Raw genomic sequence first — 14,235 nt, 5'->3', positions numbered from 1 at the left:
CTATAGTCAAGGCGTTGAGGGCATCCGACATCAATCTATGTTCAATTGGCTCGATCGCCTCGAAAACCGCCGCCTACTGCGCCTGCTGCTGCTCTTTGCCCTTGGCTGGATTGGCGTGCAACTTTTGCACTACTTTGCCTACGTCTTACTGATCTTTCTTTTTTCGGCCATTCTGGCGTTTTTACTCAACTATCCTGTGGGCTGGCTCAAGCGTTACTTGCCCCATAGTTTGGCGGTTACCATTGTGTTTCTGGGGACATTGGCAATTCTAATCGGCTTGGGGATTACCCTTGGGTTGGCGATCATTGGCCAGTTGCAGGACTTGATCACCAATTTGCCTAGCCAAATTGATCTGTGGATTGACTCCCTTGAGAGGATGCAGCAGTTTCTGGCGCGATGGAATCTAGACATCAATTTCCAGCAACTGGAGTCAGAATTGCGCAACTTTGCCCTTGCGGGTCTGCAGTTTGGTTTTGGCAAGTTGCAGTCTGTCTTTGCGCTGTTGCTCAGCGGCATTATTCTGGCTGTGATTACCTTCTTTATGCTGCTGGAGGGGGAGCGGCTATGGCAGTACCTACTGAGTTTTTTGCCTGATCCGTGGCGCGATCGCGTGCCCCAAGCCTTAGAGCGGAACTTTTTGGGCTTCTTTAGTGGCCGTTTGCTTCTCTCTCTCTTCTTTGGTACTGCCACATTCCTTGTCTTGCTGGTGTTACGTGCCCCCTATGCCCTTGCCCTTGGGGCGATCGCCGGTGGCTTGGATCTCATTCCAGGGATTGGCTCAACGATGGGCATTTCCCTCATCTGCTTGATCCTGCTGCCCAAGAGTATTGCCCTGAGTGTACAAGTGCTGATTAGCTGTATTCTGCTGCAACAGGTGGAAGAAAATATCCTCATGCCCCGTGTGATGCGCAACTCCGTCAACCTGAATCCAGTGGTTTTATTTTTTTCCCTCCTAGTAGGGGCAACAGTCGCAGGAATTGTCGGTATTTTCCTTGCCATTCCGATGACGGGGACGATCGTCAGTTTGCTAGATCTCAAAGCCTTGCAGGCAAGCAGTGAGGCTGATCCGAAATCCTCGCAGGGCAAACGCATACTCAGGCAGTAGCAAGGAGATGAGCGAGGTAGTCATCGTCTGCTCTCAAACGTTTTGCCTTGACGCCGACCTTCACAAAGGTGTCCTGACGCATTCACAATTATTGTGCTGGATAATATCTCATTCTTGATTGGAATAGCTATAGTCCCTGAGCAGGTTCCACGCCAGTTCAAACGTGTACTCAAATCCTTGAATCACTCCCTGCTTTTCTATATTGCTCAAGGGGCGAGTACGGCACAGTTCCACCCCTTCCTGAAGCCTCTGAAACGCTTTTTTATAACTCTTGAGTCGCCACTGCCAGTGTTCCATGATCTATCCTTCACTGAGGGGGTGATCACTTCTTGTTGCCAACCCCTGTTGCAATGTGAGCATCACCTTTTTCATATCCCCTTGCAAAAGGGCCGGCAAGTTCAGCCAGAGGCCGGCAAACTCTTGACTACGCAGCACTCCCTCGCGATCGGGTTGTTGTTGAACGTAGCTTCCCTGCTCGCGGTGATACCAGTAAAAGACCTGTTCTGAGACCACCCACACCAGATATTCCTTGACGCCAAAACGGCAATAGAGGTCTTTCTTGTCGTGGAGATCGTAGGCGGCACTGCTAGTGGCAATTTCAATCACTAACTCCGGTGCCCCTTTGATGTAGTCATCGGCACTAATGCGTGATTGTCCCCCCGCCGATTCTTCGAGGCGCAATAGCACATCAGGTTGCACTTCATTGCTGTCATCCAGCCGTACAGTAGCATTGTCACACATCATCAAACTGGGCATCAGTGTCGCATAGGTACCCAGCCACACAACCATGTGTCCGTGAGGTTGAGCGTGCTTTCTTACTCTAATTGGGGAGGCCACAAACACGACTCCATTGATGAGTTCCGCTTTTTTGATGTGGGGAGAGTGCTCATAGCGGTATTCAAATTCCTCGCGGGTTAGGCGATCGCCACTTTCAAGGGGGATGATATTAACTAATTGAGTCATTCCGTAGCCTCCGGGGGCAACGCTAAATTTATTGTGATTGCCGCTTTAAGGCTTCAGCAAACCGTTGGCATTCAGGGGAAGCTAGCCCCTGTTGTAATGTGATCATTACGCTTTTCATATTCCCTTGTAAAAGGGCAGGCAAATTCAACCAGAGACCGGTAAACTCTTGACTGCGAAGCACTCCCTCGCGATCGGGCTGTTGCTGAACGTAGCTCCCCTGCTCGCGGTGATACCAGTAGAAGGCCTGTTCTGAGACCACCCACACCAGATATTCCTTGACGCCAAAACGGCAATAGAGGTCTTTCTTGTCGTGGAGATCGTAGGCGGCACTGCTAGAGGCAATTTCAATCACTAACTCCGGTGCCCCTTCGATGTAGTCATCAGCACTAATGCGCGATTGTCCCCCCGCCGATGCCTCAAGGCGCAATAGCACATCGGGTTGGACTTCATTTTGGTGATCAAGCCGGACTGTGGCGTTATCGCAAACCATGAAGGCGCTAAATTCAATGCTGTAGTGAAAGAGCCAGCCAAGAATGTTGCTATGGGGCTGGGCGTGGTTTCTAACCCGAATTGGTGAGGCCACAAACACGACTCCATTGATCAGTTCCGCTTTTTTAATGTGGGGAGAGCGGCCATAGCGGTCTTCAAATTCCTCGCGGGTCAGGCGATCGCCACTTTCAAGGGTGAGGAGAGGAGCCGTCATTTTTCGCAAAAGTCCGTGATAGCACCCAGCACCTTTATTCTAGGCGTCAGTGAGATGGTGAATGGTACACGCGCATCAACTAAGCAGCAGGTAATCCCAGTACCTCACCGGTGCCCGCAACAACGGTGCCAATTGGCCAACTCTCAACCCCCCACTCGGCAAAGCAGGCCTGCGCCGCTGCAACCGCTGACGGCGGTAAAACCACGGTGTACCCAATCCCCATATTGAAGGTGTTGAAAAGTTCGCCCAAGCTGACTTCCCCCATCTCCCCCAGCCAGTGGAAAAGGGGTGGAATCGGCCAAGCCTGAGGATCCAGTTGTGCGGATTGCCCTTGACCCAAGCAGCGGGGCAAATTTTCCGGCAGACCACCGCCGGTGATGTGAGCCATGCCGTGGATGGGAATCCCTTGCGCCAAAGCAGCACGAATGGGTTGGACATAGAGGCGCGTCGGTTCTAAGCACAGCTCGCCAAAGGGGGTGGAGCCAAGGGGGGTATCCTGCCAACTGAGCTGGCGATCGCCGACAATTTTGCGTACCAAACTAAAGCCATTACTGTGCAAGCCAGAACTGGCTAAACCCAACACCACATCCCCCACCTGCACCTGGGTGCCATCCAGCACCTGATCCTGCTCAACGACACCAACACAGAACCCCGCAAGGTCATAGACCCCTTCGGCATAGAATCCCGGCATTTCCGCTGTCTCCCCCCCCAAGAGGGCACAACCCGCCGCTTCACACCCTTGGGCAATACCCGCCACCACAGCGGTCATAATCTCTGGCGCCAGACAACCACAGGCAATGTAGTCCAAGAAAAAGAGTGGCTCAGCACCGCAGGTGAGGACATCGTTGACACACATGGCCACCAGATCAATGCCAACCGTATCGTGGCGATCAAGCGCCTGAGCCAGCTTTAGCTTCGTGCCCACCCCATCAGTTCCCGACACCAAAAGGGGCTGACGATAGCCCTTGGGAATTTGACATAGCCCAGCAAAGCCTCCCAGTCGTCCCACCACTTCCGGTCGTTGGGTGCGCTGCACCAAGGGGCGAATTTGCTCGACAAAGGCACGGCCAGCGGCTACATCTACACCGGCACTGCGGTAGTCCATCAATGCTGCTCCTGTAGTTGGGGGTAGTGAGCCTTGAGATACTCTAGGAGGCCTTCACAGGCATCGGTGAGCAGATCCAACACCTTCTCAAACCCCTGACGACCACCGTAGTAGGGGTCGGGCACTTCCCTCGCGTCGTGGTGACGGCAAAAATCACACATTAACCGCACTTTATCGCGGTATTTCCCTTCGGGGTCAAGGCGCAAGATATCATAGTAGTTTTCCCGATCCATCGCCAAAATCAGATCAAATTCCTCAAAGTCGGCGGCATGAAATTGGCGTGCTCGATGGGTCAAGGGCAGTCCCCGTTGCCGTGCCGTCATCACCATGCGGGCATCCGGTGGATCGCCAACGTGAAAGTTGCTGGTGCCGGCGGAATCACACTGAATCTCATGCTCTAGGCCGGCCTTTTTGATCAGATCCTGCATGATCCCTTCGGCAGCAGGGGAGCGACAGATATTACCAAGACAAACAAAAAGCAGACGGATGGGCATAGCGCGTTTCCTAGGGGGCGGGAATCAGCGTACGAATGAGATCAGCGACCTGCTGACTGCTGTTGGGCATGGCCAATTGGCGGGCATTCTCTGCCATGGCTTGTAATTTTTGGGGCTGCCCTAGCCATTCTAAAATGATCCGTCCGAGGCGATCGCCCGTCAATGCCGACTGCGGGATCATTTCAGCAGCGCCGGCACTCACCAGCACTTCAGCATTCACCGTTTGGTGATCTTCAGCCGCATAGGGATAGGGAATCAACAGCGCTGGGGTTCCTGTGAGGGTTAGTTCCGCCAAGGCACTGGCGCCAGCTCGACTAATGACGATATCCGCGCGGTGCAGCAGGGGTCCCATGGGTTCAAAGAAGGGAAAGACGAGATAGTGGGGATGCTGAACACTTTGGGCATCGGGATCATTGTTGCCCGTGAGATGCACCACCCAAGCCCCCGCCTCGAGCCAGCGGTGAACCGTTTCCCGTACAAGGCGATTGATGGCCACTGCCCCTTGACTCCCCCCCATCACTAGAATCAGGGGTACCTCCTTGGGAATCGGCAACTCCAAGTCGCCGGGATGGAGAATATCGGGACGCACCGGCGTGCCCGTGACCCGTAGGTTCAGCCGTTTGGATTTGAGGTAGGCTAAACTCGCGGGGGTACCCAAGGCAACCAGCGTACACCAAGGCGCCAGCCAGCGGGTGACTTTGCCCGGTAGGGCGTTGGATTCATGGAGCAGGGCGACACGCCCCAAACTGCGAGCCGCTAAAATAGCTGGCGCTGCAATGTAGCCACCGGTGGTAAACACCCCTTGGAAGTGTCCCTGTTTTAATAACTGGCGCGTTTGCCAAAAAGCTCCCCAAAATTGCCAGAGGGGGCGCAGCCTTGCCCAAGGGGTCTTGCCTTGGACACCAGCGAAGTTGATCGTATGCAGGGGGTACTGGGGCGGAATTAATTTCTGTTCAAGGCGATCGCGCACCCCCAACCAATGGATGTCATATTCAGGTAACTCTTCTGCTACTGCTAGTGCGGGAAAGAGATGCCCGCCGGTACCACTCGCTGCAATCAGTAGTTTCCTTTGCCCCAGCATTAAACATTCCAGCCCAATGTGGTCATGAGCTTATCGACAAAGTTGGTATAGACAATACCGCTGCGAAACTCTGGTGTGTCCATCACCTGCTGATGAAAGGGAATGGTGGTCGGCACCCCCATAATCGCACATTCTCTTAGGGCACGCTTCATGCGGGCAATGGCAGCGGGGCGATCGCTCCCCCACACCACCAATTTACCGATCAGCGAATCATAGTAGGGGGGGATTTCATAGTCGGTATAAACATGGGAGTCCATGCGCACCCCAGGGCCACCGGGGGGCAAATAACCGCTAATACGACCGGGATGGGGACGGAAATTGCGCTCCGGATCCTCGGCATTGATGCGGCACTCGATCGCGTGTCCGCGCAACTCAACCTGCTCTTGGGTCAAACTGAGGGGTTCCCCTTGGGCAATGCGAATTTGCTCCGCAATCAGATCCAGCCCCGTAATCATTTCTGTGACGGTGTGCTCCACCTGAATGCGAGTATTCATTTCCATAAAGTAAAAGTTGTCTTGGCCGTCGAGGAGAAATTCAATGGTGCCGGCACCGACGTAGTTAATGGCTTTGGCGGCAGTGACAGCAGCAGCTCCCATCTTGGCACGCAGTTCTGGGGTGAGGGCAGGGCTAGGCGCCTCCTCAAGGAGCTTTTGATGACGCCGCTGTACAGAGCAATCGCGCTCCCCAAGGTGAATGACATTGCCATAGCTATCCGCCAGAATCTGGAACTCAATGTGGCGGGGATTTTCAATAAACCGCTCCAGATAGACGCCGGCATTGCCAAAGGCGGCTTCCGCTTCCCCTTGGGCGGCACTGAGAGCCCGTCCTAAATCTTCAGCAGAGCGCACCAAGCGCATCCCCCGGCCACCCCCCCCAGCCGTGGCTTTAATCATCAGGGGATAGCCAATTTTGCGAGCGATCGCCCGCGCGGTTTCCTCATCCTGCACCAGTCCATCACTGCCGGGAATTGTTGGCACCCCCACCTGTTGCATCGTCGCTTTGGCGGTGGATTTATCCCCCATAGCACGCATGGCAGCGGGACTCGGCCCAATAAAGGTAATTTTGTGGTCGGCGCAGATCTCGGCAAAGCGGGCATTTTCCGCCAAAAAGCCATAGCCCGGGTGAATCGCCGAGACATGGCGGGTGAGGGCAGCAGCAATAATGTTGGGAATATTGAGATAGCTGCGGCTACTGGGGGCTTCGCCAATGCACACCGCCTCATCGGCCAATTGCACATGCAGGGCATGGCGATCTACGGTGGAATAGACGGCAACCGTTGCAATGCCCAATTCCTCACAGGTACGCAGAATCCGCAGTGCAATTTCGCCACGATTGGCAATCAAAATTTTCGTAAAGGCCATGGCGGTCAACGGTAGGGGAAGCGATCCCTAATGCTACCATGCCAGCCGAACGCTTCCGAAAAGGCGACGGCAATTGCATTGGTGCCACTGGCAAAAACAAGTTAGGATCAGCAGGGTTTTATTTGGGAGCGCACTATGGCTGCTGTGTCACCCACGATGGCCTTGACCGTTACGAAAACCAGCAATTGGACAATTGAGGACAGCGAGCAGCTCTACCGCATTCAGGGCTGGGGCGAACCCTACTTTGGGATTAATGCTGCGGGTCATGTCACCGTCTCTCCCAAGGGCGATCGCGGTGGGTCATTGGATCTCTATGAATTGGTGCAGGCGCTCCAACAGCGCAACATTGGCCTCCCCCTGCTACTGCGGTTTTCCGATATCCTTGAGGATCGCATTGAGCGACTCAATGCCTGCTTTGCCCGTGCCATTGCCCGCTATGGCTATCAGGGCACCTACAAGGGGGTCTTTCCCGTTAAGTGCAATCAACAACGCCACATCATTGAAGCCCTCGTGCGCTTTGGCCAGTCCCATCAGTTTGGCCTAGAGGCAGGATCAAAACCGGAATTGCTGATTGCCTTGGCCATGCTCAATACACCGGGGGCACTGCTGATCTGCAATGGCTATAAGGATCGCGGCTACATTGAAACGGCTATTCTGGCGCGTCGCCTCGGCCACACCCCGATCATTGTCCTTGAGCAGCCTGAAGAAGTCGCGGAAGTGATTGCTGTCAGTCAGGCTTTGGGCATTGAACCCATTGTGGGGGTGCGGGCAAAACTCAGTACCCAAGGGGTGGGGCGTTGGGGCACTTCTGCGGGCGATCGCGCCAAGTTTGGTCTGACGGTGCCAGAGATTTTAACAGCGGTTGAACAACTGCGAGAAGTAGGAATGCTCAATTCCTTGCAACTGTTGCACTTTCACATTGGCTCGCAAATCTCTGCCATTAGCGTCATTAAGGATGCCATTCGCGAAGCGGGGCAAATTTATGGCGAGCTGGTGCGCCTCGGTGCCAATATGCAATACCTCGATGTGGGCGGTGGCTTAGGGGTGGATTACGACGGCTCGAAAACCAATTTCCATGCCTCGAAAAACTACAGTATGCAAAACTATGCCAGTGATGTGGTGGCCGGCATTAAGGACGCCTGTCGGCAGCGGGGCATTCCCGATCCCATTCTCATTAGTGAGAGTGGCCGCGCCATTGCCTCCCATCAATCGGTGTTGATTTTCAATGTCTTGGGGGTCAGTGAAGTGCCCAAAATTACCCCCGAACCGGCCACGGAAGAGGAGCACCTGATTATTCGCAATCTCTACGATACCTACCAAACAATTGATGAAAACAACTACCAAGAGGCCTACAACGACGCCCTGCAATTTAAGGGAGAAGCCATCAGTCTCTTTAACTTTGGCTACTTGAGTTTGCCAGAGCGGGCACGGGCAGAGAGTCTGTTTTGGGCCTGTTGTGCCAAAATCCTCGGCATTGCTCGCCAGCAGGAATATGTGCCCGACGATCTCGAAGATCTTGAGAAAATCATGGCTTCGATTTACTACATCAATCTGTCGGTGTTTCAATCGGTGCCCGATAGCTGGGCGATCGATCAACTGTTTCCAATCATGCCAATCCACCGCCTCGATGAAGAACCCACAGAACGGGGCATCCTTGCGGATCTCACCTGCGACAGCGACGGCAAAATTGACCAGTTCATTGACCTGCGGGATGTGAAATCGGTCTTGGAACTGCATCCCTTTCGCCTAGGGGAACCCTACTACCTTGGCCTTTTTCTCAACGGTGCCTACCAAGAGATCATGGGCAACCTCCACAATCTCTTTGGGGATACGAATGCCGTCCATATCCGTCTAACCCCCAAGGGCTACGAAATTGAGCATTTGGTGCGGGGCGATACAATGCAAGAAGTCCTCGGTTATGTGCAGTACCAAGGGGATGCCCTCCTCGAGAAAATTCGCCGTCGTGCCGAGGCTGCCCTTGCGGAGCAGCAAATTACATTGGCAGAAGCGCAGCACCTACTGGAAAACTACGAGCGGAGTTTGCGCAGCTACACGTATCTATCCTCTTAGGGAAAGCCATGCTGGGAACATTTCAATCAAGCCATTTGCGCATTGAAGTGCCGGCCACCGCAGACCAACTGCGGGATTATTTGACGCAGCCAGCACAGTTACGGCAGTGGTTGTGGCCCCTACAGATTCAGACGACGGGCGATCGCCTGCAAGTGGGGGATACCTTCAGCAGTGAATTCCTGTGGTTAAAACTGGAACATCGCGTGGAACTACTCACAGCAGAGCGACTGGTATTGGTGCTGCGGCAGACCATTGAGGGCTGGCAAGAATGGTCGTGGGGAGAGGGCTGGGTACAGTCCTGTATTGAGGGGGTGACACCGCTGCCTCTAGAGTTGGGGCAGACTTTCCTTCTATGGCGGTTGAAATCAGTGCTGAGTGAAACGGTAGCAAGCTGAGGGTCGAAGAACGTTGAAGCGATCGCGCCAATTGGGATGGATCTTATTCTTGAGTGCCCTGCTTCTCAGCAGTTGTGAGGGCAGTGGGCTACAAAGTTGGTTTGCTGCTGACCCCAATGCTGATCAATGGGCGGGGAAAGCACCCACGCCAGAACCGACGACAACGCTACCAGAGAATTTACGGTTTCCTAATGCGATGCTTGTAGCCAATCAGCCCCAAGCGGGGTCACCCCAGACGACGGAAACCCGCTGGCAAGCACCCGCGCCGGCGATCGCCATCCAGCAATTCTATAGCCAACAATTTCAGCAGTCGGGCTGGCAACTGGTGGAGCAACAGGTAGCCGACAATACGATCACCCTCAGGGGGCGCAGTGCTGAACTGGAAGTGAGCGTCACCATCAACACGGTGCCAGAAAATAACCTGACAACCTTCACCGTGGCCTACACATCCACCAATAGCACCACGGCCACACCGTCTCCCCAGCCCACCCATTCCTCCCCCCAAACGTTCGCTGATCTAGAGGACGCCCCTGCCCCCCTACAGCCGGCCATTCGTGACTTGGCAGAACTGGGGGTTCTCAGCACCACGGGCGATCGCCTGCAACCCAATACCCCCATCAGTCGTGCTCAGTTTGTGCGTTGGTTGGTGACCACCTACAACCGCTTTTATGCCGATCGCCCCGCACGCCAAATCCGCTTGGGCAGCCGCAACGACACACCCATTTTCCAAGATGTGCCCCGTGATAATCCCGACTTTCCCTATATTCAGGGACTGGCGATGGCAGGATTTTTGCCCAGCCCCCTCACCGGCGATACTAGTACCCTCTTTCGCCCCAATGCTCCCCTTACTCGCGAAACGCTGTTGCAGTGGAAAGTGCCCCTTGATCAACAGGGGCGGCTCAGTCCCAGCACGATTGACCGCATTCAGCAAACATGGGGCTTCAAGGACAGTCAACGGATTGCTCCCCCCGCCATCAATGCCGTGGCCGCTGACTATCTCGCGGGGGATCTCTCGAACATTCGCCGCGTTTGGGGAGAAACCCTCTTGCTCCAGCCCCAAAAACCCGTCACCCACGCCGAAGCCGCAGCAGCCCTGTGGTATATCGGCAACGGTACCGAGGGACTCTCAGCAGCGATGGTGAAGCAAGCACCGCCCTCTGCCTCCTAGAACCTTGCTAGATTAGAAATCCGAGTCAATTGTTACGATTTGCTGAACTGATTGCTACCTATGCCTTGGCCCTTATCCCGTGGTTACCATCGTCAAATTGCCCGCCTCGAAATTACGGGGGCGATCGCTGGGGGTACTCGCCGTCGTGTCCTCAAAGCCCTGAAAACCATTGAAGAACGGGGCTATCCGGCACTACTGGTGCGCATTGACAGTCCCGGCGGGACCGTGGGGGACTCCCAAGAAATCTATGCGGCTCTCAAGCGTTTGCAGTCGAAAATGAAAATCGTTGCCAGTTTTGGCAATATCTCTGCCTCTGGCGGGGTCTATATCGGTATGGGGGCACAGCACATCATGGCCAACCCCGGCACCATTACGGGCAGTATTGGCGTCATCCTGCGGGGCAACAATTTGCAACGGCTCCTCGACAAGGTGGGGGTCTCATTCAAGGTGGTCAAGTCTGGCCCCTACAAGGACATTCTTGCTTTCGATCGCGACCTTACCGAGGAAGAAATCCGCATTCTCCAAGACCTCATTGACACCAGCTATCACCAATTTGTCCAAACCGTGGCCGAAGGCCGTAACCTCGATGTCGAAACCGTGCGCAGTTTTGCCGATGGCCGTGTCTTTACGGGTGAACAGGCCCTTGCTCTCGGACTGGTGGATCGCCTAGGAACCGAGGAGGATGCCCGGCGCTGGTTAGCGGAACTGGCCGGACTTGACCCCGACAAAACCAAGGTGCAAACCATCGAAGAACCCAAGTCCCCCTTGGCTCGGCTGTTTCCGCGTCAGCAGGAACGATTCCCCTTTCCCTGGCAAGCGGGTCTCGACTGGCTGGAATTTGAAATGGCCACCAATGGACTTCCCCTATGGCTCTATCGCCCCTAAGCTGGATACAGTACCCTTGCGGATATCTTGATGGAGGAGCACACTGTGGGCTGGCGCGTCCGAGCAATTCGTGGAGCAACTACCGCCACTGAAAATTCAATTCCAGCAATCCGTGAGGCGGTTTTGGAACTCCTCGGCGAGATTGAGCGGCGCAATGCCCTCGATTTCTCGGAAGTGATTAGTGTAACCTTCTCTGTGACCCGTGACCTCGATCAAATCTTTCCGGCGGCGATCGCCCGGGAATGTCCCCATTGGCGCAACATTCCTCTCCTCGATGTTCAACAAATGCATGTGGAGGGAGGCTTACCCCGCTGTATCCGCTGCTTGATTTACTTCAACACCCCCAACCCCGATCAACCGATTTACCATGCCTACCTGCGCCATGCCCAGAGCCTCCGTCCCGATCTGGCAATGCACGGCGACTACCATCCCCTCCATCTGTCCTCTCATTCCCTAGGTTAACTATGACCGCTCTTGTCCGTGACTACATGACCCCCAACCCCTTTACCATTCCTACCGATGCCCCGATTTCTGAGGCAGTTCGCCTGATGGAAGAAAAACAGGTGCGCGGCCTCCCCGTGGTGGATGATAAGGGCAAATTGGTGGGCTTGGTGTCTGAAGCTGACCTGATTGTGCGCGAAGCGCCTCTCGAGCCACCGTTGTACATTACGTTCCTCGGCAGCATTATTTACTTTGAGTCTCCAGAATCCTTTCATCAACACCTCAAGAAAACCCTCGGCCAACAGGTGCAAGATGTGATGACCCCCAACCCCCACACGATTAACGTCGATGCACCCATTGCTGAAGCGGCTCGCCTCATGGTGAATCACCACATTAGTCGCCTGCCGGTCTTGAATGCCCAAGGAGAATTGGTCGGCATTATTAGCCGTCATGATCTGTTGCGAGCCTTGCATACCCAAGAAACTTCTGCGTGACGTTTGTCAAATTGACCTGACACTAACTTTCAAGATTGGTGACTTCCCATAGAATAACCACAGGTTCGCTCGCGATCGCCTGAGGGTTCTTTGATCATGACCGCTTCCCTTGATTTGATTTGGCAGCAGGCACGGCAGGGTCAAGCAGAGGCCATTGCCCATTTGATGAACCGCACGCTTCAGGCCAAGGGAGTGCGTGCCCTCGTTCGGCGACGGGGTGACTGTTTACAAATTATGTTTGAAGCGGCGCGATCGCTCCCTCCCCAAGTCTGCGTTCAGTTTGTTTGCCGAGGCCTCAAGCAATTGGCGCCCCAAGGCGTTCTACGTGTACGGCTCCATGCTCGGCTCCTTGGCGAAGAATGGCCAGAATGGACACAGACCATTGACTTACAGGAGACCTTACCAGCGGCGCCGTCTGTGCAGACAAGCTCAAATCCAACGACACCTGCCACCACGCCATCCCATCAAGCGGTCAGTGCTTTTGCCCTCAGTTTATTGGCGATCGCGGGCACGGGTGCCGTTGCCCTTACCCTGCAAAATCAACTCAGTGTCGATGCCCCGCCGAGTGCGGAACCCAGTCCAGCCATTACAACCCCTGAACCCGACGTTCCCCTTGTGCCCCCCCCACCCGCCCCGAGCGATCGCCGTTTGCGGATTAAGGCCGTTGGCGATATTGTCCTTGGCACCAATTTTCCGAGTAACCGCTTGCCTGCGGATCCACAAAAGCTCTTTGCCCAAGTGAAACCCTATCTTCAGGGGGCAGATCTCCTCTTTGGCAATTATGAAAGTACCCTCACCGATCATCCCCATCCCTTCAAAAACACCAGTAGTGGTCGCAGTTTTGCCTTTCGCTCACCGCCCAGTTATGCACAGGTGTTGCGCCAAGCTGGTTTCAATGTCCTCAACATTGCCAACAACCACAGCTACGACTTTAATGAGCAGGGATTTCGCGATACGATTCGCCACATCAACGCCGCTGGCATGACCGCCATTGGTGATCTCAATCAAATTACCTACCTCGAAGTCAATGGCCTGAAAACCGCATTTATTGGCTTTGCCACCTACTACGGCCAAAATCGCATTCAAGACCTCAAGGCCGGTGCTGCTCTTGTCCAGAAGGCCAAGCAAAACGCTGATATTGTGGTTGTTAGTTTCCATGGTGGCGCCGAAGGCAGCGATCAAATTCACACCCGCGATCGCACCGAGTACTTTTATGGCGAAGACCGCGGCAATGTGGTTCAGTTTGCCCGCACCATGATTGATAACGGTGCCGATTTAATCTTAGGTCATGGTCCCCATGTCCCCCGTGCCCTCGAATTGTATAAAGGCCGCCTCATTGCCTATTCCCTAGGGAACTTTGTCGGCTATCAGACCCTGAGCAGTCACGGCACCCTTGGCAAGTCCTTAATCCTCGATGTTGAACTCGATGGTTCTGGCCGCTTCCTTCAAGGTAAAGTCATTCCTGTACGCCTCAATGCCAAGGGGATTCCCCACATTGATCAAAACTTTGCCAGTGTGCAACTGATTCGCCGTTTAACCCAAGCCGACTTTCCCAACACTCCCTTGCAGATTGAACGCCTCGGTGAAATTGTCAGCACCGATTCCCAATCCTAGTCTTCCTCTGGTCGATGAGACAACTGTTGGTGCTCAATTTTGACCGGTAGAAACTTAGGAATTTGCGTAATAAAGGATTCGGCTGTCGAACTATTTCCTCTTTGATTTCAATGTTACTCCTTGAGACATATTCAACTAACATTTCATTTCGTTTATACAATCCCCAAAACCAATATTCTTTAACTAAGCACTGGGCAGTGGCGGTCATATCTTTCGTTTCAGTGCGCTGACAACTCAACTGTACTGAAAGGGTGGGAGAAAAGTATAATTTTAAGAAAATGATTATCAAGCCAGCAAGCGTCCATAAAAGAGCCATTTCATCAGCAACGGATGAACCTTCTAGCTTGATTTGAGAT

15 protein-coding genes are annotated in these 14,235 nt (G+C 54.1%); 8 read left to right on the top strand and 7 right to left on the bottom strand.

Annotated elements, in window-relative coordinates:
- The first annotated feature begins 37 nt into the window (after window positions 1–37).
- Entirely contained in the window at window positions 38–1,105 is a 1,068-nt protein-coding gene (locus M0646_RS07700; protein ID WP_286649473.1) for an AI-2E family transporter, read from the top strand.
- 108 nt (window positions 1,106–1,213) lie between these two features.
- On the opposite strand, the gene M0646_RS07695 is transcribed toward M0646_RS07700, so the two are convergent.
- From M0646_RS07695 to accC, 7 genes are all read right to left on the bottom strand, one after another.
- Entirely contained in the window at window positions 1,214–1,402 is a 189-nt protein-coding gene (locus M0646_RS07695; RefSeq protein WP_286625199.1) for a nucleotidyltransferase substrate binding protein, read from the bottom strand.
- Between the two features lie 3 nt (window positions 1,403–1,405).
- Window positions 1,406–2,068: a Uma2 family endonuclease gene (locus M0646_RS07690; RefSeq protein ID WP_286649472.1), complete on the bottom strand. Its 663-nt coding sequence runs from the start codon at window positions 2,066–2,068 to the stop codon at window positions 1,406–1,408.
- A 28-nt stretch (window positions 2,069–2,096) separates the two neighbouring features.
- Entirely contained in the window at window positions 2,097–2,771 is a 675-nt protein-coding gene (locus tag M0646_RS07685; RefSeq protein WP_286649471.1) for a Uma2 family endonuclease, read from the bottom strand.
- Window positions 2,772–2,850: 79 nt separating this feature from the next.
- Entirely contained in the window at window positions 2,851–3,876 is a 1,026-nt protein-coding gene (gene purM, locus M0646_RS07680; protein ID WP_286649470.1) for a phosphoribosylformylglycinamidine cyclo-ligase, read from the bottom strand.
- Entirely contained in the window at window positions 3,876–4,370 is a 495-nt protein-coding gene (locus tag M0646_RS07675; protein WP_149819649.1) for a low molecular weight protein-tyrosine-phosphatase, read from the bottom strand. Before M0646_RS07675 ends, purM begins: the two co-directional genes overlap by 1 nt.
- A gap of 10 nt (window positions 4,371–4,380) precedes the next feature.
- The gene (gene murG / locus M0646_RS07670) at window positions 4,381–5,451 is read right to left on the bottom strand and encodes an undecaprenyldiphospho-muramoylpentapeptide beta-N-acetylglucosaminyltransferase (RefSeq protein ID WP_286649469.1); all 1,071 of its coding nucleotides are present in this window, start codon (window positions 5,449–5,451) and stop codon (window positions 4,381–4,383) included.
- Window positions 5,451–6,812 (bottom strand): acetyl-CoA carboxylase biotin carboxylase subunit, encoded by a 1,362-nt coding sequence (accC, locus tag M0646_RS07665; protein WP_286625194.1) that lies wholly within the window; start codon window positions 6,810–6,812, stop codon window positions 5,451–5,453. Before accC ends, murG begins: the two co-directional genes overlap by 1 nt.
- Window positions 6,813–6,947: 135 nt before the next feature.
- On the opposite strand from accC, the gene speA reads away from it, so the two are divergent.
- The 7 genes from speA (at window position 6,948) to M0646_RS07630 (ending at window position 13,879) form a co-directional block, all read left to right on the top strand.
- Window positions 6,948–8,882, top strand: a complete 1,935-nt coding sequence (gene speA, locus M0646_RS07660) for a biosynthetic arginine decarboxylase (RefSeq protein WP_399373731.1) — start codon at window positions 6,948–6,950, stop codon at window positions 8,880–8,882.
- Between the two features lie 8 nt (window positions 8,883–8,890).
- Complete coding sequence (locus tag M0646_RS07655; RefSeq protein ID WP_286625193.1) at window positions 8,891–9,277, top strand: hypothetical protein; 387 nt, start codon at window positions 8,891–8,893, stop codon at window positions 9,275–9,277.
- Between the two features lie 49 nt (window positions 9,278–9,326).
- Window positions 9,327–10,445 carry an S-layer homology domain-containing protein gene (locus M0646_RS07650; protein WP_286625192.1) on the top strand — a complete coding sequence of 373 codons (1,119 nt, stop codon included), beginning with the start codon at window positions 9,327–9,329 and terminating at the stop codon, window positions 10,443–10,445.
- A 60-nt stretch (window positions 10,446–10,505) separates the two neighbouring features.
- Window positions 10,506–11,330 (top strand): signal peptide peptidase SppA, encoded by an 825-nt coding sequence (gene sppA / locus M0646_RS07645; protein WP_286625191.1) that lies wholly within the window; start codon window positions 10,506–10,508, stop codon window positions 11,328–11,330.
- 30 nt (window positions 11,331–11,360) lie between these two features.
- Window positions 11,361–11,792, top strand: a complete 432-nt coding sequence (gene aroH, locus M0646_RS07640; protein ID WP_149819637.1) for a chorismate mutase — start codon at window positions 11,361–11,363, stop codon at window positions 11,790–11,792.
- 2 nt (window positions 11,793–11,794) lie between these two features.
- The gene (locus tag M0646_RS07635; protein WP_149819635.1) at window positions 11,795–12,265 is read left to right on the top strand and encodes a CBS domain-containing protein; all 471 of its coding nucleotides are present in this window, start codon (window positions 11,795–11,797) and stop codon (window positions 12,263–12,265) included.
- A 96-nt stretch (window positions 12,266–12,361) separates the two neighbouring features.
- Window positions 12,362–13,879, top strand: a complete 1,518-nt coding sequence (locus M0646_RS07630) for a CapA family protein (RefSeq protein ID WP_149819633.1) — start codon at window positions 12,362–12,364, stop codon at window positions 13,877–13,879.
- Window positions 13,880–14,235 lie beyond the last annotated feature (356 nt).

The organism is Thermosynechococcus sp. B3 (assembly GCF_030323045.1).
In the GTDB taxonomy this organism is placed as follows: Bacteria; Cyanobacteriota; Cyanobacteriia; order Thermosynechococcales; family Thermosynechococcaceae; genus Thermosynechococcus.
Note: the sequence above shows the minus strand (reverse complement) of the source record. Positions and strands in the feature narration are given on the sequence as shown.